This is a genomic window from Aquirufa sp. ROCK-SH2, assembly GCF_054558315.1.
In genome coordinates this window covers 584,715-610,000 of the sequence record NZ_JBPXKB010000003.1, presented here as the reverse complement: position 1 = coordinate 610,000, position 25,286 = coordinate 584,715, and the positions used below count along the sequence as shown (strand labels likewise).

The window sequence follows — 25,286 nt, the reverse complement described above, 5'->3', positions numbered from 1 at the left end:
TACTCGCTCAACTTTCACGGGCAAAAAAGTACCTGCTCCGACATGCAAGGTTAAAAAATCCGTTTTTATCCTCTTTTCCTCAAGGTTTTGTAAAATCTCATCTGAAAAATGCAAACTTGCTGTTGGCGCCGCTACCGCACCTAATTCTTTCGAAAAGACTGTTTGATATCTTTCTTTATCAAGTTCTAAACTTGATCTATCGATATAAGGTGGCAATGGAATATTCCCCAAAGCATTTAAAATTTCTGCAAAAGAAGCTTTTTGATCCCATGAAATTTGAACGATATTCTTTTCTCTATCTACCCAATTAAATATTATTTGAATAGTCAAACCTCCAAGACTAATGGTTTCTACCAAAGATTCCGTCTCTTTCCATCTCTTTTTATTTCCTACCAAACATTCCCATTGAATTTCACTTTGTGACAGTAAAATTTGTTCTGTTAGCTCAGTAGCATGTATGGGTCTAAGTAAAAATAATTCAATGCTTGTACCCGTGGATTTTTTCAAAAAAATACGAGCTGGAATAACTTTGGTATTATTAAAAATCAAAAAACTGTTTTCGGGTAAAACGGCACTTAATTGTTTAAAAACAAAATGCGATATTTGGCCATTTTGAAAAACCAACAATTTCGACAAATCTCGTTTTTCCGTTGGATGGATCGCAATTTTATCGTCGCTTATTGAATAGTTGTAATCGTCAATGAAAATTTGAGGAATATCAAATGGCATTATTCTTCTTTATGAATGGGTAGAGAAAATAAACGAATAGGTAAATACAAAAACCAAAGAAGTATTAAAACAATGCCTAAATAACCTAAATAAGTATAATCGTTGGCATAACTTCTAGAATCGTTTAACATCAAAAGTACTCGAAGGGCTAAAATAACAAATGTATTGACAATAGCTGGAAAAAAATGTAACCAATGAATGAAGATGGTTTGAACTGCTGTTTCCCCTTTGATAGCAAAGGCACGTAAAACACCACTCGCAAAAAGACTCGCAGGGATCTTTTTCACACTATTAATTAACATCAACATTAGCACGTTCAAAACAGTAATCACCCCTGCCGTCAAATAGAAGATTTCCTCTTTGGGTAGAAATCCATCCCCTCTACCCGATTCTCCAAAATGCACTGCAGTTGGATCAGGAAGTCCTCGGTAGATAAAAAGCAATGTAATACCAAAACCAATGATGGACAAAACTCTCCAAACCCTTGATAAAAAATGATCTATCGACATAGTTACAAATTAATTTGCTGCAAAATTAGGTTTGAAAACCTTACTGACCTAATCTTTATTTTCTTTAATTATCAAAACGGATATTTACGCATCTTCCTTGCTATTAATTCACTAAAAAAGTAGCTTTGTAAAGATAAAATTCAAAGATATGTCGATTTACACAAAAAATGGCGATAAGGGTTTTACACGTTTGGCAGATGGCAAAGGTGTTTCAAAATCTGAGGTAAGAATGGACGCTATCGGAGACATTGATGAATTGAATAGCCATTTGGGGCTATTAATTTGCAAGGTTTCTGAAGATTTATCAACTAATTTACTACAAATACAATCCAGTTTATTTGTTTTGGGAGCCCATGTGGCAAGCGACAACAAGGAGTATTTGGGTAATATGAAGTTAATTTCATTGCATGACATAGTTTTTCTAGAAGAAATGATTGATGCAATGGATGAGCAACTTCAACCTATGAGATTTTTTATTTTACCAGGTGGTGCAGAAAGTATTGCCATTGGTCAAATTTGTAGATCTGTCTGTAGAAGAGCTGAACGAAGTTTAATTAGATGGGTTCAAAGTGAAAAAAATGAAAATTATGCAACTGCTGTTGCGTTTTTAAATAGATTATCCGATTATTTATTTATGGTATGCCGCTATTTACATCATTCCTTAGCTATCCCTGAGATACCTTGGAATTCTGGCAAGTAGTAAAACTTAAAATTTATGCAAACGATTATTAACCCTATTTCAAAATCGAGAATCAATGAAATTGATTTTGACAATTTAACATTCGGAAGAAGTTTTGCAGACCATATGTTGGTCGCTGAATATGCAAATGGTGCTTGGGAGTCTGTCACAATACAACCTTACGGTGCGCTTTCTTACCAACCAGCAATGATGTCATTGCATTATGGACAAGCTATATTTGAGGGAATGAAAGCCTATCGCTCAAAAAACGATGAAATATTAGTTTTTAGACCTGAAGAAAATTTCAAACGCTTCAACAAATCTGCACTTAGAATGTGTATGCCTGAAGTGCCTGAAGAAATATTTTTAGGTGGTTTAAAACAATTATTGCAATTAGATAAAGCTTGGGTTCCTGCCAAAGAAGGTTGCTCTCTGTACATTCGTCCATTTATGTTTGCAACGGATGAATATGTGGGCGTTTCACCTTCTACAACTTATAAATTTATCATTTTCAATTGTCCAGTAGGTTCGTATTATGCAAAGCCTTTGCGTGTAAGGGTCGAAACTCGATATATTCGTGCTGCTAAAGGCGGGGTTGGTTTTTCGAAAAATGCAGGAAATTATGGTGGTTCTTTATATCCAACACAATTAGCTAACAAAGATGGATATGATCAAATCATTTGGACTGATGCAGCTACACATGAATTTGTTGAAGAAGCTGGAACGATGAATCTAATGTTTGTGATCAATGGCGCTCTAGTAACTGCACCTACAGGTGACACAATATTAGATGGAGTAACTAGAAAATCTGTTTTACAAATTGCTAAGGATTGGGGAATGAAGGTAGAGGAAAGACAATTATCTGTCAAAGAATTGGTTGAAGGTATCAAAGATGGTTCTGTTACAGAAGCATTTGGTGCTGGAACAGCTGCAGTAATTGCACCAATTTGTACGATTGGTTTTGATGGAAAAGATTATGATTTACCAGAAAGAAAAGAAAATGATTTCTCTGCAAAAGTATACAAAGAAATCAATCAAATCCGTTTAGGAGAAATAGAAGATACCAGAAATTGGATTTTCAAGGTTTAATCAACCTTTTTAAAAATAACTTTAATACCCGGATCTTTGGAAGTGCTTACATCTTCTAAATCAATTCGGGTATTTTTGTAATTACTCCAAATTACTTTAGAACCTGACCGATTCGACTCTCCAAATTTCAAATTGAAATAATCTTTCAAATCGGTTATCAATTGCGTAACTTCTTTTTTATCCTCTAAAAAAATATCTAAAGTAATTTCGTGAATTAATTGCTTATCATTTTGCAAATAAGTAATATCTACAAAGTTTAAATCTGAGTCGTCTAAATATTGAGTAAATGATTTACCCTGACTAGGTTGAACTTCAGAGAGCTCAACTGTTTCCTTTAAATTAGTCAAACTTTGCCCCCAAGAAACGCCTCTAATCAATCCTTTGGAAGAATGTGTGATATTTTTTACTAAATTGGAACTCGATTCCCAAGCTTGTTGTTCTTTTATTCGTGTTAATTCCTCTGGACTCAATACTTTGTCAGCCTTTTTATCAGATTGACTACAAGCATTAATCATAAAAAAAGCTATTAAAAAAAATTGAAATTTATTAATACTACTTATTGCGGATTTTATTGACATACATTTGAATTTAGTTGAATCAACAATTTCCATAAAATTAAAAATTTTTTATACTTGAATGTTCGAATTTCAATTTTTATTTATTAATTTTGTATCAGAAATAAATGCTAGTGCAAACTAGATTAAAAATATTAAAGATTATTAGTGGTTAGGTATTTTAAAAATGAGCCGGTTTCTGACTGGCTTTTTTTTGTGCTTTATATTATCTTTCCTATCTCAATCACAAAATCATGATGCTCTTCCTTTACGTAATTCTAAGTGCTTTTTCAAGTGGCTTATTGGTTTATATTTTTACTTCGATCAAAGCTAAAATAAGTATTGAAAGAATTAAGTATTTGGAATCCGAACTTTCCAAAAAAGAGCAATTAGAAGCAGAAAACAAAGAACTCTTTGGCGACCTTGCTTTTTTCAAAGGTCAAAATCAATCGCTTCTTGAAAGAATAGAACACTTGAGTCATGATGAAGATAAATTGAGAAAAATCTTAACGGATATTAGCCATGAAACAATTCTAAAACAAGGAAAAACACTTAACGAGCAACAAGAAATCAAATTAAAGGATGTTTTAAATCCTTTGAAAGAGAAATTAAAAGAGTTTGAAAACCGCGTACATGAAAATCAAAAATCAAGTACAGAACAAAGCTCCGTTCTGTTGGAACAAATTAAAAATCTAACCTTATTGAATCAAACTGTTACTGAAAAAACAGAAAACTTAACGAATGCATTAAAAGGATCGAATAAAACCCAAGGAAATTGGGGAGAAATGATTTTAGAGCGCGTATTAGAAAGCTCTGGATTAATCAAAGGCCGTGAGTATGAAACACAATTTGTGACCAAAAACCAATCAAGTGAGACCATTAAACCGGATGCTGTCATTTTTTTACCTGATAATAAAAACTTAATAATCGACAGTAAAGTGTCATTGGTTTCGTTTGACAGATATACAAGTGCGGAAGATGGAACATTGGAAAAAGAAAATGCCTTAAAGGCGCATATAGAATCCTTAAAAAATCACATCAAAGAATTATCTGCTAAAGATTATCATACGGGAATTGGCTTAAGTAGTCCTGATTTCACACTTCTTTTTATTCCCATTGAATCAGGTTTTGTGGCAACCATTAGTCAAGACACTTCCTTGTTCAATTTTGCATGGGAAAGAAAAATCGTTTTGGTTTCTCCAAGTACATTATTGGCCACTTTACGAACCATTGCATCAGTTTGGAAAACAGAAAATCAAACCAAAAATGCTTTAGAAATTGCTAAAAAAGCAGGTGAACTGTACGATAAATTCGTGGCCTTTACATACGATGTTCAAGACATAGGCAAACACATTCAAAAAGCAGAGGAAGCGCATTCAGCCGCGTTAAACAAATTGAGTTCAGGAAGAGGTAATTTAATTACCAGAGCTCAAAATTTAAGAAAAATGGGAATCAATGCCACAAAAAAGATTCACCCTGAATTGCTCAATGATGAATCTGATCTGGAGGATATCGATGAAGAAAAGAATTAAACCTTTTTCAAAAAACAAGTTTTTAATACCATCATCGTTTTTTCAACTTTCCCTTCAATCTCATCTTCATCGTCTGTTAAACGAATATTTCGAACAGTAGTTCCTCTTTTAATCACACCTGAAGAACCTTTTACTTTTAAGTCTTTAATAACTGTAACTGAATCTCCTTCATTCAATAAATTTCCATTGCTATCCTTTACTTCCATTTTAATTTAATTTAGCTCATATGAGCGATTTATGATTGTTTATATGATTGATTTTTATTTCTGAATCCCAATAATTTTTGTGCCAAATCAGGTCTTTTTAATTGTGTCAAACGATTTCTGATCCAATCCTTAAATTCGGCTTTATACCAAAAGAAATACTTATTTTGATTTTGTTTTTCTTCTTTTGTTTTAGCTGTTTTTATCGGCTGCAAAGTATATGGATGCACACCTGAATAATAAATTACTTCAGCAACGGTCATTGGTGTTGGAGTAAAATCTTGAACTTGTTCTAGGTGAAAACCCAAATCTTTAGTTTCTGCTGCCAAATTAGCCATATCTACCTCTTCGCAACCTGGATGAGAGGAAATGAAATAAGGAATTAAAGGTTGTCTTAAATTGTGCTTGGCAGATATTTCATCATACTTTTCTTTAAACTTCCTGAAATATTTAAAAGAAGGCTTTCGCATGACACGCAAGGTTGCGTCGGATGTATGCTCTGGGGCAACTTTTAATCGACCGGACACATGCCTAGTGATTAATTGCTCCATGTATTCATCATGGTTTCCATCTTGATTATTTTTATTGAAATCATCTACCAATAAATCATAACGAACACCTGAGCCCACAAAGGCCTTTTTAACTCCTTTGTGTGCATCTACTTTTCTATAAATATCTGTCAAAGGTTTATGTGAGGTATCTAAATTTGAACAAATTACAGGGTGTATACAACTTGGGCTTGAACATCTTGCACAAATGGATTCGTCTTTTCCTTTCATGCGATACATATTAGCTGAAGGACCACCTAAATCGGAAATATATCCTTTAAAATCTGGCTGTTGCACAATCGTGTCAACCTCTTTCATAATGGATTTTTCACTTCTTGAAGCAATAAACTTACCTTGATGTGCCGAAATCGTACAAAAACTACATCCTCCAAAACATCCTCTATGCATGTTGATAGAGAACTTAATCATTTCAAAGGCAGGAATTGGACCTCGTTTCTTGTATTTAGGATGTGGTAAACGCGTATAAGGTAAATCGAAAGATTTATCCATTTCTACCTCTTCCATTGTTTTGAAAGGTGGATTAATGACTAAAATCTGCTCTCCTACTTGTTGAATGATTCGATTAGCTTGCCATTTGTTGGATTCCACTTCCACAATTTTAAAATTGGAAGCATATTTAATTTTATCAGCCAAACATTCCTCGTGGCTATTTAAAGATACGGTCTCAACCGCTTCTAAATGCACAACAGGTTCATTTTTGTCCTGCAAATAGGCTACCTGATTGATGGAAGTCAGATCTTTCAAAGAATGTCCTTCCTTCACTCCACGAATGATATCTCGCAATGGCTGCTCTCCCATGCCATACACTAACATATCAGCACCGGAATCAACCAAAATAGATGGGAATAATTTGTCTGCCCAATAATCGTAGTGAGTAACTCTGCGTAAAGACGCTTCAATCCCTCCAATTAAAACAGGAACATCAGGATAAATTTCTTTTAAAATTTTGGTGTAAACGGTGGTCGCGTAATCAGGTCTGAATCCGGCTTCTCCACCAGGCGTATAAGAATCATTGGATCTAAGGCGCTTATTAGCTGTATAATGATTCACCATTGAATCCATACAACCCGCAGTTACACCAAAAAAATATTTTGGACGACCCAATTTCTTAAAGTCCCTTAAATCATCTTGCCAATTGGGTTGTGCTACAATACCAACTTTCAAACCTTCGCTTTCCATGATTCTACCAATCACAGCGGTTCCAAAAGCGGGATGATCTACATAGGCATCTCCTGAAATCAGAATAACATCTAATTCATCCCATCCACGTTTTTCAACCTCCTTTTTAGTTAAAGGTAACCAATCAGTAATAGGTCTTTCTCTTACATCCATTTGACAAAATTAAAAGAAAAAGACTGCGAAACCTATTTCAATAAACGTACCTTGAAAAAATCAGCTGTTGCTTCAAAAACCTTGATAACATTTTCAAACTTCATCCAATGATGAGTATCATCCACAATCACCATACTCTCTACATCTACTTTTTTCTTTTTAAGACGATTAAATAAATCCACGCTTTGTTCAAATCGGACATTTCGATCATCATCAGCATGAATCAATAAGACTGGCGATGTCCAAGTTGAAATACTTGAAATAGGAGAAGATCGATACACCAAAGAAGCTGCCCATTCTGCATCAGGAACGCGTTTATTCCCTAAGGTATATAATTGATCTTGAATATTAGAAGACCAATCATGTACTCCATGTATATCTACTCCTGCTGCAAATAGTTTAGAATCTCGACCTAAAGCAAGTGCTGTAAGATATCCCCCATAGGACCCACCATAAATTCCAATTTTCTTAGGATTCACATTGGATTGATGGGCTAAATATTCTCCAGCAGCTTTGATGTCATAATATTCTGTTGCAGCTAAAGGACTTGCAGGATTTTGAAAATCATATCCATAGCCAATTCCTAAACGATAATTTACCGAAAGCACAACAAATCCCATATTAGCTAAATATTGATTTAGCGCATAAGCATTGGCATAATAATCTGAATAATGCCAACCAAGAAGCATTTGACGAGCTGGACCACCATGAACGAACAAAATGGCTGGTTTATTCGATTTCCCATCACCATTATCAAATATTTGTCCATGAATCAGTTGTCCATCAAGTGACTTAAAGATGACTTGATTAGGAACAACTAAATTCTTTTCTGGATAATTCGGAACTTGTAATTTTGCTGAAATTGAAATTGGATCAACTTGTTGGGAGCTTTTCACCAAAACTTCTGGGACTTTTTGTGCATTTGAGCCAATAAAAGCAAATCCTTTTGAATTATTGATCGAAACGGATGCCCATTCATTTCCTTTACCTTGAGTCACATTTTTCATATCTGGTTTATCAACCGAAACCATTAATATATGCCTTCTATCAATATCAGTAGGATCTGATCCAAAATTGGCACTAAATAGAATATGACTTTTGTCAGTATTTAAAGACAAATGTTCCACCATAAATTCACCTGGTGTCAATAACAAGGCTTTCCCTCCTTTGGTTGAAATGCTATAAATATGTGGCCAATTGTCATGTGAAGAAGTAAACGTAATTAACTCATTTTGAGGAAACATCAAATTTGCCCCTCCTTGTGTTCGTGGAAATGAGCCTCTAAAAGATTTTGGGGCCTCCCAAACTAATTGAGATTGTGTAAAATCACCATCAGCAACCCGAATAGACCAAGAATTTTGCTTTCGCACCGATAATGAGTCCACTGAACCTCCAATAGCATTCATGCGTACAAATGCAATCTTATTCCCATCAGGTGACCATCTTGGAGAAGCATCTCTGGCAAAGGAAGGTTGAAGCCATTGAATATTGTCTTTTCCTAATTCAACGATGGCAAGTAGAGAATGTGTATCGCGATCTACTTTAAAAGCCAATTTTTTCCCATTAGGAGACCATTGTAAATCGCTCACTTTTCCCTTAGTATTGACCAATTGGCGGGGTATATCAAAAAAATCTTCTCCAGCAACTGTATCTAATTTACATATCCAAGGTTGATGATTTTTAATAAAAACAACTTGGTCACTTTTCGGAGATAATTTTGGAAAATCTCCATCACCAATAATTCTTTGAGCCCCTCCTTCAAAAAGAATTTGAATTACTTTCACATTTTGAGGTTCCAAACTGGAATTTGTATTTATTGGAAGATCACCGTTAAAATTAGCACCATGATCACCACCTCTAACAAAAACCAACCATTTCCCATCATCGGTAATAGAAATTGAAGTTAATTCTTGCCCCTCATCTTTGCTATAATTCGTTAATTTTCTTGGTTCAAAATTTGGTGCAGATGCTACATAAATATTCCTAACTCCTTGTTCATCCATCGCCCAAGCAATTTTTTCTCCATTTTTCGAACTGACCAATTCACTTGGAAAAGCATAAGAGCGAAATGATTTATAAGTCAAATTAACGTTTTGAGCATCGATTGTGGTGTAAATCAATACGTTAAAAATGAAAATTAAAAAGCTAAAGGATGATTTTACAAATGAATTCATGGGAAATAGTGATTAAGATATAAGATGATAATTGTAAACAGAAGTCAAAATTAATTGGAATTTAAATGAGAAAAAAATTCTGGAAAAAAGTCGAACGAAATACTTAGAAAAAAATGATAAAAATCAATACCACATAAACACGACAAGTTTTCAACGAATTATTATTAAATTCGTTATTATTACCATTTAATTGAAATTAAGCTTTGAAACCTATTCAAGAACTATTCGAAATTATTCAAACAAAAGCTAGTGCTTCTGAGCTTGCTTGGATGGATACTAAATCCAAATTGGATGCGAAAGGTATATCTTATGCTTTTGTAGCCTGCCCTCGTTTCATTTCTAAACAAAGTTTTTCTTTGGATTTACAACACATCGTTATTGGTTGGAAATTTGAAGAGATTACACTGGATCAATTAGTAAGAATATATTTCATCGCTTTGTTAGCTACAAAAATTGAAACAGAAGAAGCCTATATTCGACAAATCAATTTGCTTTTCGATACAGCAGAAATGAATGAATCTGTGGCATTATATGCGGCATTTCCAATTATATCCTTTCCTGAAAAATGGCTTTTAAGAGCCACTGATGCAGTTAGGTCTAATATAGGATCGATTTTCGATTCTATAGCTTTTGGAAATCCATACCCTTCCATGTATTTTTCGGAACTTGCTTGGAATCAAATTGTCTTAAAATGCATTTTTAATGACAAATCTATCCACCGAATTTATGGACTAAATGAACGTGCAAATCAACATTTAGCCGATACTTTATCTGATTTTGCACATGAAAGATGGGCCGCTGGTAGAAGGGTGCCTTCTCAAGTTTGGCGATTGGTTAGCCAATTTATTACGCCTCATTTAGTGAAAGACCTTGAACGTTTATTAGCATCTAACAACGAAAGAGATATCATTGCAGGTAAAATTGTATTACTTGAATCTGATTCAACTTTATTGAAAGCCCTTAAGGAAAAGTATATTACATCATCTGATTCCGACTTAAATTGGTCAATATTAGAAGTTCCAGAACCCATTTACACAGCCTAAGATTATGTGCCAAAATAACCAACAAAACCCCTCTCACTTCCAAGGAAGCCCAGAAGAACAAGAATTTGCCCAAACTGTTGATGTTGGCTTTCAAGCCTACACTCAAGGAATGAAATTCTTTGATCCGCATGTTCACATGACTTCAAGGACGACAGATGATTATCAAGCCTTGGCTGATGCGGGAGTCGTAGCATTGATTGAACCTGCTTTTTGGTTGGGACAACCTAGAACAGGACTTTCTTCCTTTAAAGACTATTTTGCAAGTTTAGTGGGTTGGGAACGATTCCGATCTTCTCAATTTGGCATCAAACATTATTGCACCATCGGTTTAAATTCACGAGAAGCCAATAATGAAGCACTCGCAGAAGAAGTAATGGAGATTTTACCATTGTATTTACAAAAAGAAGGTGTGGTTGGTGTTGGAGAAATTGGTTTTGACGACCAAACGGCTCTGGAAGAAAAATACTACAGGGCTCAATTAGAATTAGCAAAAGAGTTTCATTTACCTGTTCAAGTTCATACTCCACACCGTGATAAAAAACAAGGTACGGAAAGAAGTATGGCCATCGCTTTGGAACATGGAATCGACCCGAAAATGGTCATCATTGATCATAACAATGAGGAAACGGTAAAATCTGTCCTAGATCAAGGTTTTTATGCGGCCTTTACTATTTATCCGTTTACCAAAATGGGAAATGAGCGAATGGTAGAAATCGTCAAGCAATATGGCCCAGAAAGAATCATGGTAAATTCTGCTGCCGATTGGGGAATATCTGATCCCTTAGCTATTCCTAAAACGGCTGCATTAATGAAAATAAGAGGTATTTCTGATAAAGATATTCAATTGGTTACCTATCAAAATGCCTTGGATGCTTTTGCACAAAGTGGCCAAATCGTTGAATCTGATTTCATTGAAGGTCTTACAATTGATCAAACTCAAAAATTCAATGGCAATACCATTTTAAGAGGTGGACAACAACCTAGAGTCAACAAAGATTCTTTAATTATTCGATAATGGGTAAAATTAGAGCCTTTTTGGAATTAACTAGACCTGCCAATGTGATTACAGCACTGACGGATATTTTGGCAGGTATGGCCATTGTTGGATTCACTTTTGGATGGAAAAATTATCAAATTTCGTCAATCAGTTATTTATGCCTTTCTAGTATGTGCCTATATGCGGGTGGCGTAGTATTCAATGACATTTTTGATCGAAAACTAGATGCCATAGAAAGACCTGAAAGAGCCTTGCCAAGTGGAAGAATTAGATTATCAGAAGCCATTTCTGGAGGAATTGCTTTGCTTGCTGCAGGTGTTATACTCGCTTTTTTACAAAGTCGACTTTCTGGTATTATCGCTAGTTTCATTGTAATCTTAGTTTTACTTTACGATTGGAAATCAAAACACAATGGATTTTTTGGTCCCTTCAACATGGGATTATGCAGAGCCTTTAATTTATTATTAGGAATGAGTGTCTATGAGTTAGGCGTTTTGGAATATGGAGAATTGATGATTGTTCCTTTGGTATATATTTTTGCTATAACCTTGGTAAGTCGTGGAGAAGTACATGGAAGTAAACCTTGGCCCTTATGGATTGCCGCACTCTTGTTTATTTTTGTGCACGTAGGACAGTTGCACTTTGCATACAAGGCTCATTCATTCGTTCACGCTATTCCATTTGTGTGTTTACATATTTATTTGATTTTCAAACCTCTTTCTGTAGCAATACAAAATCCTATCGGACCAAACATTGGTAAAACAGTAAAAGCCGGAGTTTTATCACTTATTGTCATGAATGCGGCATGGATTAGTACTTCTGATCAATGGTATTTAGCAATTTTAGTAGTAGCTTTATTACCATTATCCATCCGAATTGGAAAATATTTTGCCGTTACTTAGAATCATATGCAGTCATTAAAACAAAGTTTTCAAGTACCTTTTCAATACGAAGTGTTTTTCACAATAGGACTCTTCCAAAACAACAATCCCCTTTTTAAAGATTTTATCTCCAATTTTGGACGGGCAGACTTTAGAAAAAGAATATTATTTGTTGTTGATAAGGGAGTAGCGGATGCACATGATGGATTGACAGCTGAAATTGTATCTTATTTTAAAACATACCCAATTGCTGATCTAGTCCCAGAAATCTTAGTTTTACCAGGCGGAGAAATTTGCAAAAATGACCCTCGTTATTATGAAGAGGTAGTTCGAGCAATTGATGAACATCGTATTGATAGGCATTCTTTTGTGGCTTGTATTGGTGGTGGTGCTTTTTTGGACATGAGCGGTTATGCAGCAGCCATTTCTCATAGAGGTGTCAAATTTATACGTATACCAAGTACGGTTCTTTCTCAAAATGATTCTGGAGTTGGAGTCAAAAATGGTGTAAATTATTTAGGGAAAAAGAATTTCTTAGGAACTTTTGCGCCAGCTGTGGCAGTATTTAATGATTCAAACTTATTAAAAACGCTTGATGAAAGAGACTGGCGTTCTGGGATTGCGGAAGCGATTAAAGTTGCACTAATCAAGGATTTGGACTTTTTTGAATGGTTGGAAAATCACGCCCAAGATATGTGTGAACATGAGGAAGAAGTGATGACCGAACAGATCTACCGTTGTGCTGATTTGCACATGAAACATATTTCAAGTGGGGATCCATTTGAATTAGGTTCAGCTAGGCCTTTGGATTTTGGACATTGGGCAGCACATAAATTAGAATATTTGAGTAATTTTCAAATTAGACATGGAGAAGCTGTAGCTATCGGAATCGCATTAGATACGGTTTATTCGCAAAAGAAAGGTTTGCTTTCTGAAAATGAATGCCACCGAGTGTTAGATTTAATTAAAAAACTGGGATTTGAAATTTCGCATCCGGCTTTAGCGGAAAATGACAAAATCAATCTCTTCAAAGGACTTCAAGAATTCCAAGAACATTTAGGAGGTGAATTAACCATTACGATTTTAGAAAAGTTAGGAAAAGGAAAAGAAGTGCATGAAATGGATTTTCAACTTATCAAAGATTCAGTTGACTACCTTGCAAACTATTGATTCATTATGGAAACAAAATATGGCACATTAGGTTATTGCAGCAATATTCATCCTGGAGAAATCTGGGCAGAACATTTTCAGCATTTAAAAACAAATATTCCTTTGGTGAAAGCCAAGGTTTCACCCCATCACCCAATGGGATTGGGATTAAGAATTGCGGATTTAGCCAGTAAAGATTTACAAGATCAAGTGCAATTCAATGAACTAAAAAATTGGTTAGAAAAAGAACAATTATACATTTATACATTGAATGGATTTCCTTTTGGAGGTTTTCATGATACAATCGTAAAAGATCATGTACATACTCCCGATTGGACACATGAGAGTCGGAAAGAATATACACTTCGATTAGCACATTTACTTTCCAATTTATTACCTGAGAGAATTAAAGAAGCAGGAATTTCGACCTCGCCACTCTCCTACCGATTTTGGTGGAAAAATACAGATGAAATAAATAAAGCGATTGAAAAATCGACATTGGCTTTGATTGAAGTGGTGGAGGAATTAGATAAAATTCACCAAAAAACGGGCAAGATTATCCATATAGATATTGAACCTGAACCTGATGGGATTTTAGAAAATCACCAAGAATTTTTGGATTGGTACTTGAAAAATTTATTGCCTTTGGCGCAAAAATATTTTGCTCAAAAAGGTTTAAAGGAGAAAAATATTGAAGACTTGATAAAAAGTCATATTCAAATCTGTTTTGATATTTGTCATTTTGGCGTAAGTTTTGACCAACCGAAGAATTGCATTGAAGAATTAAATCAACATGGAATTAAGGTAGGGAAAATCCAAATTAGCTCTGCTTTAAAAGTGGATTTAAGAGACAATGCTGAAGAAAAATTAGCCAAATTGAAGCAATATCAAGAACCTGTTTATTTACATCAAGTAAAGGCAAAACTAAAAAAAGGTGGATATGTGCAATTTCGCGATTTAGACGAAGCATTTGATAATTACCAGGAAGGCATCTTTGAAGAATGGCGCATTCACTTTCATGTACCTTTGTTTTTAGAAAACTATGGACTTCTAGGATCTACGCAAAAAGAGATCATTGATACCTTAGAAATTCAAAAAAACACACCATTTAGTCAACAAATGGAAATAGAAACGTATACTTGGGGTGTCTTACCAAGTGAATTTCAAGTTCCCATTCATGAATCAATCATTCGAGAAATTGATTGGGTAAAATCAGTGTTAAATCAATAAAAATGAAAAAAACGGTTGTCATCGATGTGGTTGGATTAAGTGAAAGTGTATTGTGCGAGCATACACCTTTTATCAATTCCTTTATTGCTTCTCGAAAGAAAAACCTCATTCAACCTCCACTACCTGCAGTTACAACAACTTCACAATCATGCTTCATCACTGGTAAAAATGCCAATGAACATGGAATTGTTGGGAATGGTTGGTATGATAGAATAGATTCAGAAGTAAAATTCTGGAAACAGTCTAATCCATTAGTTTTAGGTGAAAAAATTTGGGACAAAGCAAAAAAAGAAAACCCCAATTTTACTTGTGCTAAAATGTTTTGGTGGTATAACATGTATTCAACTGCAGAGTATTCAGTTACACCAAGGCCACAATATCATGCAGATGGCGTAAAAGCACCAGATTGTTATAGTCAGCCAGCGGAATTGAGAGATGAACTACAAGAAGCTTTGGGAACGTTTCCTTTATTCAATTTTTGGGGACCAAATGCGAACATAAAATCGACCCAGTGGATTGCTGATGCTAGTATTTGGGTGGATCAAAAATATGACCCAACCTTGAACTTGATTTATCTTCCTCATTTGGATTATTGTCTACAAAAATTTGGCCCAGATATTCCAAAAATTTCGAAAGATTTGCAAGAAATTGACCAGGTGGTAAAGCAATTGGTGGAGCATTTTGAATCCAAGAACGCAAACATCATCCTGCTATCAGAATATGGCATCAATGAAGTAAATCAAGCGATTCATATCAATCGTTTTTTACGCAAAAAAGGACATATTTCCATTAGAGAAGAACGTGGATTAGAATTGTTAGACGCAGGTGCATCTAAGGCATTTTCGAGTTCAGACCATCAAATTGCGCACATATATGTGAAAGACAAACAAGATATTGCGTTTATCAAAAAGCAATTGAGTGAATTGGAAGGGATTGAAAAGCTTTTATCAGGTAAAGAATTAAATGAATATCACATTAACCACGAACGTTGTGGAGATATAGTTGCCATTGCTAAATCAAATGCATGGTTTACCTATTATTATTGGTTAGATGACAATAAAGCACCTGATTTTGCTCGTTTAGTAGATATACATCGTAAACCGGGATATGATCCTGTTGAAATGTTTATGAATCCCAAAAACCCATTTATCAAATTAAGAGCTGCCTATAAATTGGCTCGAAAATTGTTGGGATTTAGATATTTGATGGATGTGATTCCTTTGGATGCATCTTTGGTGAAAGGATCACATGGGAGTCCATTTTGTGAGAAAAAATATTACCCTTTACTCATTTCAGATAAAGATCTGGGAGATGAAATACCAGCAAAAGATGTTTATGATGTAATTTGGAACAGCATTTTTAATTAATTTTTATACTTTACCTTTAAACAATTCAAGCAATGAAAAAACTAATTTCAACTTTGTCAATTGTGCTATTTTTTGCCTTGACATCTCAAGTAAAAGCGCAGGATTTTAATCCACAAATGATGGCTCAACGTCAATTAGATCGTTTAACAACTGAACTAAGTTTGAGCAAAGAACAAGTAAAAAAAATGGAACCCCTTTTGGTTTCTCGCGTTGAGAAAATGATGGAATTTCGTCAAGCTGGTATGGAAAGAGAAGAAATGATGGCTGAAATGAAAAAATTAAATGACGGCCAAATGGACTCAATTAAAGCCATTTTGACACCTGAACAATTTGAAAAATACAAAACTGTTCAAAGTCAAATGCGCCAAGGAGGTCCTCCAAGAAACTAGTTTACCTAAAACCTATTTAACATGAAAAAGCTCCAATTATTCATTGGCTTACTTTTGTGTGCCCCAATTTTATTAATGGGTCAAAAGATCAAAGTAGGAATCGCCGGTATGACTCACGGACATGTCGGCCAAGCCTATTCAGCTGCCAAGAACTCAAAAGACGTTATTATTGTCGGATTTGCTGAGCCCAACAAAGCCTTAGCTTTGAGATTATTGAAAGAACAAAACTTGCCTGATTCTTTGTGGTTTCCAGATCTAGAATCCTTGATTGCTAAGACTAAACCAGCAGCAGTTTGCGCATTTAATAGCATCTATGAACATTTAGAGGTTGTTCAAAAATGTGCTCCCAAGGGGATTCATGTGATGGTAGAAAAACCTTTGGCGGTTAATATGGAACATCTGAAAAAGATGCAAGAAATAGTTGCCAAATACCCTATTCAGTTACTTACAAATTTTGAAACAACTTGGTATCCTTCCCATGCCAAAGCTTGGGAAATGGTGAAAGAGTCTAAAACCTTAGGAGATATACGAAAGGTGGTCATTATGGATGGGCACAGGGGCCCTCAAGAAATTGATTGTGCACCTGAATTTCTACATTGGCTCACTGATCCCAAAATGAATGGCGGAGGAGCTATCATTGATTTTGGTTGTTATGGTGCTGATATTATGACTTGGCTAATGGATGGGGAAAAACCCTTGTCTGTTACAGCTGTTACGCAGCAATTGAAACCCCATATTTATCCCAAAGTAGATGATGAGGCTAGTATTATTTTAACTTATCCAACATGTCAAGCAATTATTCAAGCTTCCTGGAATTGGCCATTTGACAGAAAAGATACCGAAATTTATGGAACCAAAGGCATCATTATCGCCAATAAAAACACCCCGATGAAATATATCTCAGGTGATCGATTTGGAAAAGAATCAATGATTGATCTAAAGCCATTAGATCATGATCAATCGGATGTATTTCCATATTTGGCAGCTGTGGTAAAAGGGAAAATTCAACCCAAAAAAGATCTTTCATCTTTGGCCATTAACTCCGTAGTGGTAGAAATTTTATCGGCTGCGGTAGAATCGGCGAAGACGAAAAAGACGGTTTATTTGGAGAGGTAAGAGGTAAGAGGTAAGAGGTAAGAGGTAAGAGGTAAGAGATAAGAGGTAAGAGGTAAGAGGTAAGAGGTAAGAGGTAAGAGGTAAGAGGTAATAGGTGGCTGAGGTTCTCGAAGCCAGAGGGCATAAAAAATAATAGGTGGCTTCGAGAACCTCGGCCACCTATTACATTTTAATTAACAAAATTCATCAAATGCTGCTTCTAAATGCTGAGCTATCATTTCAGCAGAACGACCTTCAATGTGATGACGCTCAACAAAATGAACCAATTCACCATCTTTGAACAATGCAATAGAAGGAGATGAAGGAGGATAAGGTAGAGTAAATTCTCTTGCTTTTTGAGTTGCTTCTTGATCTACTCCAGCAAAAACCGTGAATAAATTTGTTGGTTTTTTAGCAGAAGCAGCTACTGCATCTTTCACTCCAGGACGAGCTGTTCTTGCAGAACAACCGCATACGGAATTAATAAACAACAAAGTAGTGCCTTCTTTGGCCATTGCTTGCTCCACTTCTGATGCTTGCTTCAATTCTTGAAAACCACCTTCTAAAATATCCATCCTCATGGGATGTACTAAATGTTCTGGATACATATTTTTATTTTTTTATAATACAGTGAATAAATATTAAAACAGAATTACATAAAGCCAAGTTCCAATTTGGCAACCTCTGACATCATATCTTGTGAATAAGGAGGGTCAAAGGTCAATTCAACCGAAACTTCTGCTACTCCTTCAATTTCTCTAATAGCCTTTTCAATGTCGACAGGTATGCTTTCAGCAGAAGGACAAGAAGGTGAAGTTAAAGTCATCAAGACATATACGTTATTGACTGGAAAAACTTTGATTTCATAAATCAAACCAAGCTCATATACGTCAACAGGTATTTCAGGGTCATATACCGTTTTAATTGCTTTGACCACTTTTTCCTTCAAATCAGCTTCTGTCATCTGAGATGTCGCTACTTTTTCTTCCATAATTTTAAACTTTCGCAGAAAATGCCAAGGCATAATTTTTTATTTGTTTTACCATGGATAATAAACCATTGGAGCGTGTTTGTGCCAAATGCTGACTCATTCCGATTTGATCTATAAAATATAAATCTGCTTTTAGAATATCTTCGGCCTTCTGATGAGAAAGTACACGAATCAACATACTAATTAATCCTTTGACAATAACTGCTTCAGAATCTGCTTCAAAAATCAAAAGATCATCCTTCATATAGGCATGCAACCAAACTCTACTTTGGCATCCTTTAATGACGTTTTCATCGGTCTTAAATTCCTCCGACAAGGGTGCTAATTTCTTACCTAAATCGATCAAATACTCATATTTATCTGCCCAATCATCGAACAGAGAAAACTCTTCAATCAATTCATCCTGAATTTCGTTAATGCTTTTACCCATTTTATTGTAACATAGTTATTGCCCTTTTCAGCGATTTCACAAATTGATCTACTTCTTCCAAAGTGTTATAAAACGCAAAGGAAGCACGACAAGTTCCGACTAAATTAAATCTTTGCATCAATGGCTGTGTACAATGATGGCCTGTTCGAATGGCTACCCCAAATTTGTCGAGTAAAACACCTATATCTTGCGGGTGAATACCCTCAATCACAAAACTGATTACAGCAATTTTTTCGGGTGCTTGACCTACAATTTGTAAACCTTCAATTTGTTGCAATTGTTTTGTTGCGTAAGTCAAAAGGTCATTTTCCTGTTGAAAAATATCCTTTTTAGATAAGCTTTTCAAATAATCCAAAGATGCTCCAAATGCAATAACATCTGCAATATTAGGCGTCCCAGCTTCAAATTTATAAGGTAATTCGTTATAGGTAGTTCCGGAAAAACTCACTTCTTTGATCATCTCTCCTCCGCCTTGATAAGGGGGCATTTCCTCAAGCAATTCACGCTTTCCATACAAAACTCCAACACCCGTAGGTCCTAATAATTTATGTGCAGAAAACACAAAGAAATCCATATCAAATTCTTGTACATCAATGTCAAAATGGGCAACGGATTGTGCACCATCAATAAGCACTTTGGCTCCGACTTGATGCGCCATTTGAATAATTTGACGAATCGGATTAATGGTGCCAATCGCATTGGAAACATGATTTACTGCTACTAATTTAACCGAAGAATCGAGTAAATTTTCTAAAGCATTCAAATCTAAGATCCCTTCGTCACTTACTGGAATCACTAAAATTTCAGCTCCTTTTTCTTCAGCAATCATTTGCCAAGGTACAATATTAGAATGATGCTCTAAATTGGAAATAATGATTTTATCTCCTTTTGAAAACGTCATTCTACCAAAAGTTTGAGCCACTAAATTTATCCCAGCAGTGGTTCCAGAAGTAAAAATGATTTGATCCGAACTTGGAGCATTTAAGAAGGATTGTATTTTTTTACGAGTCAACTCATAAGCACTCGTCGCTCTTTCAGCCAAAGCATGAATTCCACGATGAATATTAGCGTTATCCTTTTGGTAATACTGGTTAATGGCATCAATCACCTGTTTAGGTTTTTGAGTTGTTGCAGCATTATCAAAATACACCAAGGGTGATCCATTCACCTCTTGATGTAAGATGGGAAAATCTTCTCTAATCTTTACAATGTCTAAAGCCATATTAAGCAAGCGTTATATCCAAAGATTTTTGAATCTTTGAAACGATTTTTTGAGAAATCACTACTCGAATTGCTTCATTTTCTACACGATCAATTACTTCTTGCACGAAAGCTAATAACAATAATGTTTTAGCTACTTGTTCCGAAATTCCTCTAGAACGCATATAAAACAATGCTTCATCGCTTAATTGACCCGTAGTAGTTCCATGCGAACATTTCACATCATCTGCCCAAATTTCCAATTGAGGTTTGGTGTTCATTGTTGCTTTCGTTGAAGCCAACACATTTTTGCAACTTTGAAAAGCATTTGTTTTTTGAGCATCTGGACGAACAAAAATCTTTCCATTAAATACCCCAGTAGAACTTCCTAAAAGGACACCTTTGTATAATTCGTTCGATTCAGAATTGGGCATTCGATGATCTACAACTGAATGTGTATCCATCAATTGATGATCACCCGGTACGTACAAACCATTCAAATTTGAAATGATCTGAGAACCATTGCTGTAAAAATGTAAATTATTGCGAATCAAGCCTCCATTGATAGAAAAAGTAAAGGTATCTACTTGACTATCATCTGATTGATAAATATACGTATGGTCAATGTGGTTGACACTATTTTGGAAATCCTGTTCTTTGATATAAGTAAATTTAGCCGACTTTGAAACCCAAATTTCTTGCACATAATTGGACAATTGTACCTGTTCATTTACTGATGAGCTCAAACGCTCCATCAATGAAAATTCAGCCCCTTCTTCCAAATAAATAATCAATTTCGACTGAATAGCAGTTGATTTGTTTAAATTATTTAAACAAAATTGATGTAAAGCAATTTGAGATAATTTAGTATCTTTTTTTATCCAAAGGACTGAATGTTGATTAACTAACGCTGCATTTAAATCAAAAAGTGCATTTTCCTCTAAAATAGGATCCTTAGCATTCCATGTAGATAAAAACGTTGGACACTTTTGAATAAAATCATCAAAAGCTAAAAACTCGACACCTTCAATCGCTTGATTTGATTGGAAGCTTGTATGTCCATTGCAGGTTTGCATGGTAAATAATGGATTCCAATCGACTGGAGATGCATTTGAGCAAGCATTGGATTGACTAGCCCATTCCCAAGCAACTTCATTCATCGATTTCAAAGAAGTATATTTCCATTCCTCTAACTTGGAAGTCGGAAATCCAGCCTCTATAAATTTTTGCAATGCAATCTTCTGATTTGAATCTATATTCAAATGATTGGCAGTTGCTTGCAAATTATCTACTAATTCTTGATTTAACATATTATTGATCTACTTCAGATTTAATCCAATCATAACCTCTTTCTTCTAGCTCTAAAGCCAATTCTTTACCGCCCGACTTAACAATTCGACCTTTGTAAAGAACGTGTACAAAATCAGGAACAATGTAATCCAATAGACGTTGGTAGTGAGTTACTACGATAGTTGCATTGTCAGGACTTTTCAATTTATTCACACCTTCGGCTACAATTCGCAGGGCGTCTATGTCTAATCCCGAATCAGTTTCATCTAAAATGGCTAATTTAGGATCCAAAACAGCCATTTGGAAAATTTCATTTCTTTTTTTCTCTCCACCTGAAAAACCTTCGTTTAGTGCTCTTGATAACAATGATTGATCAATATTCACATAAGCCATTTTTTCTTTGAACATTTTCAAAAATTGAACAGCATCCATCGGTTCCTCACCTCTGTATTTACGAATTTCATTCACAGCCGATTTTAAAAAATTGGTTGTAGAAACACCTGGAATTTCGACAGGATATTGAAAAGCCAAGAAAACACCTTCTGCTGCACGTTCCTCTGGTGCCAATTCTAACAAATCTTTACCCAAAAAATCAACCGAGCCATCTGTCACCTCATAATCTTCTCTACCAGCCAAAACTGAAGCTAATGTTGATTTTCCTGAACCATTGGGTCCCATGATTGCATGAACCTCCCCAGCTTTTATATCAAGGTTAATTCCTTTTAATATTTCCTTCTCCCCTATTCGAGCATGTAAATTTTTAATGGAAAGCATATTCTATTGATTTGAATCTTAAAAATGTTCACAAAATTAATTCGATTAAATCTTAAAAACCATAGTTTATTTAGAATCAATATAAATAACTTGATTTTATATGAATTATTTTTTTACATTTGTAGTGAAATTGAAGATAAACTCAGAATAGAAATGGTAACAGTTAGTGATTTAGCAGCAGACAGAATCAAGGAATTAAGAGACAAGGAAGGCTTAAACGATCAGTATCATATTCGTGTTGCCGTAGAAGGTGGCGGTTGTTCTGGATTAATGTATAATTTGGATTTTTCTTCAGAAGCCAAAGAAACGGACATGATTTTTGAAGACAAAGGAATTAAAATTATGGTCGACAAAAAATCCATCCTATATCTTGCTGGAACAGAGCTTGATTTCTCAGATGGTTTGAATGGCAAAGGGTTTCAATTTAAAAACCCCAATGCTTCAAGAACTTGTGGATGTGGGGAAAGCTTCTCTATTTGAGGTAAAAGGTAATAGGTAATAGGTAAAAGTTTTTAGTTATCAGATAACTCCCACCTCTTACCTATTACCTCTTACCTATATTACCTATTACCTAAAACTACAATTCCAACACTCCTTGCTTGGATTCCAAAATATAAGGCAATAAAAATTGATACACTTTAAAAATGGGTAATCCCATGACAGTGTAATAGGACCCGACGATTTGTTCAATGCCAACCATTCCAATAAAATCTTGTACGCCATAAGCACCCGCTTTATCCAAACCAGAGCCTCCACGGACATAAAAATCAATTTCCCAATCTGCCAAGGATTTAAAAGTAACCAAGGCTTCATCAGATGCACTTTGAATTCCATTCGGACCTGCTAAGGCAAATCCTGTGATCACCTGATGTGTACGCCCAGATAAATCGACAAGCATTTGACGCGCTTCGGATTTATTGAGGGGTTTATTCAAAATCTTTCCATCTACAATCACAACCGTATCTGCTGCCAATATTAATTGTCCGGCACAAGATTCATTCAATGCCTTCGCTTTTTTTTCCGCCAGCATGGTAGGAACATCGCGTGCCAACATACTGTCTGGAAACGACTCATCGATATCTGAAGGTAAAATTGTAAAATCAAATCCTGCTTGACTTAAAATCTCTTTTCTCCTGGGTGAATTAGAAGCAAGAATCAATGGGAACTGTAAATTGAGATTATTTTGCATGCCTAAAAATAAGTAAAATTTGTAAAATGAGCGGCAATTTCCCCTATTTGAAAAAATAATTATTAAAAACATTTGTATTTAATGTAAATACATTTAATTTTGTAACATCAATTTTTCAAAAATGGGAATAGACCAAGATATCAAGCAAGAAAATTTCACTTCAGAAGAGCAAAAAGCCCTTTTGAACGTCATTTTTACGGGTAATTGGGTTGCTCAACAACAACATGACCTTTTGAAACCCTTTGGCTTAACGATGCAACAATACAACGTGCTTAGAATTTTAAGGGGACAAAATGGAAAACCGATGACGGTCTTAGCCATTATTGAGAGAATGTTGGACCGAACATCCAATGCTTCTCGCTTGGTTGATAAACTTTTAGAAAAAAAATTAGTGATCAGAAGAGAATGTCCAAACGACAGAAGAGCCGTTGACATTTTAATTTTACCTGCTGGATTAGAGTTACTTAGCCAAATTGATTTGATTCAGAAAAAATGGAATCAACGTTTTTCAAAACTTGGAGCTATTAATTTAAAGCAATTGAATGAACTTCTAGATCAATTCCGCAGTTAGTATTTTAACAATTAAATTTTATAAAAATGAAAAAAGTACAAATTTTATTATCAGCCTTAGTAGTTGGATTTACCACATTAACTAGTGTAAATGCAGCACCAAAACCAGTAAATGTTTCAACATCAGCTAGTAAAGTTGTTTGGTTAGCAAAAAAAGTAACTGGTGAGCACAATGGAACAGTCAACATCTCTAAAGGATCTTTAGCTGTAGATGGCAACAAATTAGTAGGAGGAAACTTTACCATTGATTTAAAATCAATTGTTTGTAAAGATTTAACTGATCCAGGTTACAATCAAAAATTCATTAGCCACATTACTTCTGGAGATTTCTTTGAAGTAGAAAAATTCCCAACAGCTAATTTTGTTATCACTAAAGTAGCAGGTAACCAAGTTTCTGGTAATATGACAATCAAAGGAATTACAAAAGCTATTACATTTCCAGCTCAAATTTCAGTTGCTGGTGGTAAAGTAGCTGCTTCTGCAACCATTACTTTGGACAGAACAGATTATAACATTAAATACGGCTCTAAGAAATTTTTCGAATCAATCGGGGACAAAGCTATCTACGATGATTTCGCATTAACAGTTTCTTTAGTAAGCGAATAATCATTTTTAGGGGCTATTTAGCCCCTATTTTTACATTTTCACATTTTAAATCCACAAACATGTCGATTATTGACTCATTGAAATGGCGTTATGCCACCAAGAGAATGAACTCACAAACAGTTCCTTCTGAAAAGATTGATACGCTATTAGAAGCAATTCAATTATCTGCTTCTGGATTTGGTTTACAACCTTACAAAGTTTTTGTGATTGATAGTCCAGAGTTAAAAGCACAAATTCAACCGATAGCTTATGGTCAACCACAAATTACTGAAGCATCTCATGTTTTGGTATTTGCTGCTTGGAATGATATCACGCAAGAAAAAATTGATGCTTTTATTCAATTAGTGGCAGAGACAAGAAATGCACCTTTGGAAGCTCTTACAGATTACAAAAATGCCATTGTAGGTTCAATGTTAAACTTGCCAAAAGAAATTCAAGCAAATTGGGCGGATCGTCAAGTATATTTAGCGATGGGGACAGCATTAGCTGCCGCTGCTGAATTGAAAATTGACACTACTCCAATGGAAGGATTTGTTCCGGCTAAGATTGATGAACTATTAGGCTTACAAGCTCAAGGTTTACACTCTGTTTTATTGTTAACAGTTGGATACAGAGATGAATCTGCTGATTATATGACAGGCGCAGCTAAGGTTCGTTACCCAATGAATGAATTGGTAGTGAAATTATAATATCTGTTGTTCAAAATTATATCATT

Annotated in this window: 28 protein-coding genes (1 of these 28 only partly in view); 15 read left to right on the top strand and 13 right to left on the bottom strand. The window is 35.1% G+C overall.

Annotation, left to right across the window (positions count from 1 at the left end):
- On the bottom strand, positions 1-729 hold the 5' portion of the coding sequence (locus V7S79_RS09820; RefSeq protein WP_459490409.1) for an S-adenosylmethionine:tRNA ribosyltransferase-isomerase. It extends 498 nt beyond the left edge of the window; the window shows 729 of its 1,227 coding nt (coding positions 1-729); its start codon is at positions 727-729; its stop codon lies beyond the left edge, outside the window.
- Entirely contained in the window at positions 729-1,238 is a 510-nt protein-coding gene (locus V7S79_RS09815) for a hypothetical protein (protein ID WP_459490408.1), read from the bottom strand. The genes V7S79_RS09820 and V7S79_RS09815 overlap by 1 nt, the downstream gene beginning before the upstream one ends.
- A 148-nt stretch (positions 1,239-1,386) precedes the next feature.
- Here V7S79_RS09815 and V7S79_RS09810 point away from each other — a divergent pair, with 148 nt between their 5' ends.
- On the top strand, positions 1,387-1,938 hold the full coding sequence (locus tag V7S79_RS09810; RefSeq protein WP_459490407.1) for a cob(I)yrinic acid a,c-diamide adenosyltransferase: 552 nt from the start codon (positions 1,387-1,389) through the stop codon (positions 1,936-1,938).
- 15 nt (positions 1,939-1,953) lie between these two features.
- Positions 1,954-3,006 (top strand): branched-chain amino acid aminotransferase, encoded by a 1,053-nt coding sequence (locus tag V7S79_RS09805; protein WP_459490406.1) that lies wholly within the window; start codon positions 1,954-1,956, stop codon positions 3,004-3,006.
- Here V7S79_RS09805 and V7S79_RS09800 read toward each other — a convergent pair.
- Positions 3,003-3,521, bottom strand: a complete 519-nt coding sequence (locus V7S79_RS09800) for a hypothetical protein (protein WP_459490405.1) — start codon at positions 3,519-3,521, stop codon at positions 3,003-3,005. The genes V7S79_RS09805 and V7S79_RS09800 overlap by 4 nt on opposite strands.
- A 293-nt stretch (positions 3,522-3,814) precedes the next feature.
- Between V7S79_RS09800 and V7S79_RS09795 the strand changes: the two genes are divergently transcribed.
- Positions 3,815-5,092, top strand: coding sequence for a DNA recombination protein RmuC (locus tag V7S79_RS09795; RefSeq protein ID WP_459490404.1), 1,278 nt, complete (start codon positions 3,815-3,817; stop codon positions 5,090-5,092).
- On the opposite strand, the gene V7S79_RS09790 is transcribed toward V7S79_RS09795, so the two are convergent.
- Genes V7S79_RS09790 through V7S79_RS09780 form a run of 3 tightly spaced genes read right to left on the bottom strand, consistent with a single transcriptional unit; the run spans position 5,089 to position 9,370 of the window.
- The gene (locus V7S79_RS09790; RefSeq protein WP_459490403.1) at positions 5,089-5,298 is read right to left on the bottom strand and encodes an alkylphosphonate utilization protein; all 210 of its coding nucleotides are present in this window, start codon (positions 5,296-5,298) and stop codon (positions 5,089-5,091) included. The two genes, V7S79_RS09795 and V7S79_RS09790, sit on opposite strands and share 4 nt — an antisense overlap.
- Before the next feature lie 29 nt (positions 5,299-5,327).
- A complete protein-coding gene (locus V7S79_RS09785) occupies positions 5,328-7,196 on the bottom strand; it encodes a YgiQ family radical SAM protein (RefSeq protein ID WP_459490402.1) in 1,869 nt (622 codons plus the stop codon).
- 32 nt (positions 7,197-7,228) lie between these two features.
- Entirely contained in the window at positions 7,229-9,370 is a 2,142-nt protein-coding gene (locus V7S79_RS09780; RefSeq protein ID WP_459490401.1) for a S9 family peptidase, read from the bottom strand.
- A gap of 203 nt (positions 9,371-9,573) precedes the next feature.
- Here V7S79_RS09780 and V7S79_RS09775 point away from each other — a divergent pair, with 203 nt between their 5' ends.
- The 8 genes from V7S79_RS09775 to V7S79_RS09740 all read left to right on the top strand — a co-directional run bounded on the left by V7S79_RS09775 (position 9,574) and on the right by V7S79_RS09740 (position 17,542).
- Positions 9,574-10,413 carry an EboA domain-containing protein gene (locus tag V7S79_RS09775; RefSeq protein ID WP_459490400.1) on the top strand — a complete coding sequence of 280 codons (840 nt, stop codon included), beginning with the start codon at positions 9,574-9,576 and terminating at the stop codon, positions 10,411-10,413.
- 109 nt (positions 10,414-10,522) lie between these two features.
- Positions 10,523-11,428, top strand: coding sequence for a TatD family hydrolase (locus tag V7S79_RS09770; RefSeq protein ID WP_459490420.1), 906 nt, complete (start codon positions 10,523-10,525; stop codon positions 11,426-11,428).
- On the top strand, positions 11,428-12,312 hold the full coding sequence (eboC, locus tag V7S79_RS09765) for a UbiA-like protein EboC (protein WP_459490399.1): 885 nt from the start codon (positions 11,428-11,430) through the stop codon (positions 12,310-12,312). Before V7S79_RS09770 ends, eboC begins: the two co-directional genes overlap by 1 nt.
- A 6-nt stretch (positions 12,313-12,318) precedes the next feature.
- A complete protein-coding gene (locus V7S79_RS09760) occupies positions 12,319-13,461 on the top strand; it encodes a 3-dehydroquinate synthase (RefSeq protein ID WP_459490398.1) in 1,143 nt (380 codons plus the stop codon).
- A 6-nt stretch (positions 13,462-13,467) separates the two neighbouring features.
- Positions 13,468-14,670, top strand: coding sequence for a metabolite traffic protein EboE (gene eboE / locus V7S79_RS09755; RefSeq protein WP_459490397.1), 1,203 nt, complete (start codon positions 13,468-13,470; stop codon positions 14,668-14,670).
- 2 nt (positions 14,671-14,672) lie between these two features.
- Positions 14,673-16,037, top strand: a complete 1,365-nt coding sequence (locus V7S79_RS09750) for an alkaline phosphatase family protein (protein ID WP_459490396.1) — start codon at positions 14,673-14,675, stop codon at positions 16,035-16,037.
- Positions 16,038-16,069: 32 nt separating this feature from the next.
- Entirely contained in the window at positions 16,070-16,426 is a 357-nt protein-coding gene (locus V7S79_RS09745; protein WP_459490395.1) for a hypothetical protein, read from the top strand.
- Positions 16,427-16,447: 21 nt separating this feature from the next.
- Positions 16,448-17,542, top strand: a complete 1,095-nt coding sequence (locus V7S79_RS09740; protein ID WP_459490394.1) for a Gfo/Idh/MocA family protein — start codon at positions 16,448-16,450, stop codon at positions 17,540-17,542.
- Positions 17,543-17,715: 173 nt separating this feature from the next.
- Here V7S79_RS09740 and V7S79_RS09735 read toward each other — a convergent pair whose 3' ends face one another.
- Genes V7S79_RS09735 through sufC form a run of 6 tightly spaced genes read right to left on the bottom strand, consistent with a single transcriptional unit; the run spans position 17,716 to position 22,206 of the window.
- Positions 17,716-18,129 (bottom strand): BrxA/BrxB family bacilliredoxin, encoded by a 414-nt coding sequence (locus V7S79_RS09735; RefSeq protein ID WP_459490393.1) that lies wholly within the window; start codon positions 18,127-18,129, stop codon positions 17,716-17,718.
- A 44-nt stretch (positions 18,130-18,173) separates the two neighbouring features.
- Positions 18,174-18,485 (bottom strand): iron-sulfur cluster assembly protein, encoded by a 312-nt coding sequence (locus tag V7S79_RS09730; RefSeq protein WP_459490419.1) that lies wholly within the window; start codon positions 18,483-18,485, stop codon positions 18,174-18,176.
- A 31-nt stretch (positions 18,486-18,516) separates the two neighbouring features.
- Positions 18,517-18,942 (bottom strand): SufE family protein, encoded by a 426-nt coding sequence (locus V7S79_RS09725; RefSeq protein WP_459490392.1) that lies wholly within the window; start codon positions 18,940-18,942, stop codon positions 18,517-18,519.
- A gap of 1 nt (position 18,943) precedes the next feature.
- The gene (locus V7S79_RS09720) at positions 18,944-20,164 is read right to left on the bottom strand and encodes an aminotransferase class V-fold PLP-dependent enzyme (protein ID WP_459490391.1); all 1,221 of its coding nucleotides are present in this window, start codon (positions 20,162-20,164) and stop codon (positions 18,944-18,946) included.
- A 1-nt stretch (position 20,165) separates the two neighbouring features.
- Positions 20,166-21,452, bottom strand: coding sequence for a Fe-S cluster assembly protein SufD (gene sufD / locus V7S79_RS09715; RefSeq protein WP_459490390.1), 1,287 nt, complete (start codon positions 21,450-21,452; stop codon positions 20,166-20,168).
- Between the two features lies 1 nt (position 21,453).
- Complete coding sequence (gene sufC / locus V7S79_RS09710) at positions 21,454-22,206, bottom strand: Fe-S cluster assembly ATPase SufC (RefSeq protein WP_459490389.1); 753 nt, start codon at positions 22,204-22,206, stop codon at positions 21,454-21,456.
- Between the two features lie 153 nt (positions 22,207-22,359).
- On the opposite strand from sufC, the gene V7S79_RS09705 reads away from it, so the two are divergent.
- Entirely contained in the window at positions 22,360-22,686 is a 327-nt protein-coding gene (locus tag V7S79_RS09705; protein WP_459490418.1) for a HesB/IscA family protein, read from the top strand.
- Between the two features lie 97 nt (positions 22,687-22,783).
- On the opposite strand, the gene V7S79_RS09700 is transcribed toward V7S79_RS09705, so the two are convergent.
- Positions 22,784-23,395 carry a Maf family protein gene (locus V7S79_RS09700; protein ID WP_459490388.1) on the bottom strand — a complete coding sequence of 204 codons (612 nt, stop codon included), beginning with the start codon at positions 23,393-23,395 and terminating at the stop codon, positions 22,784-22,786.
- Between the two features lie 121 nt (positions 23,396-23,516).
- Between V7S79_RS09700 and V7S79_RS09695 the strand changes: the two genes are divergently transcribed.
- From V7S79_RS09695 to V7S79_RS09685, 3 genes are read left to right on the top strand one after another with little or no spacing between them, the layout of a single operon-like run.
- On the top strand, positions 23,517-23,966 hold the full coding sequence (locus V7S79_RS09695; RefSeq protein WP_459490387.1) for a MarR family winged helix-turn-helix transcriptional regulator: 450 nt from the start codon (positions 23,517-23,519) through the stop codon (positions 23,964-23,966).
- A gap of 26 nt (positions 23,967-23,992) precedes the next feature.
- Positions 23,993-24,571, top strand: coding sequence for a YceI family protein (locus tag V7S79_RS09690; RefSeq protein WP_459490386.1), 579 nt, complete (start codon positions 23,993-23,995; stop codon positions 24,569-24,571).
- A 59-nt stretch (positions 24,572-24,630) separates the two neighbouring features.
- Positions 24,631-25,260 carry an NAD(P)H-dependent oxidoreductase gene (locus V7S79_RS09685; RefSeq protein WP_459490385.1) on the top strand — a complete coding sequence of 210 codons (630 nt, stop codon included), beginning with the start codon at positions 24,631-24,633 and terminating at the stop codon, positions 25,258-25,260.
- Positions 25,261-25,286: the final 26 nt, after the last annotated feature.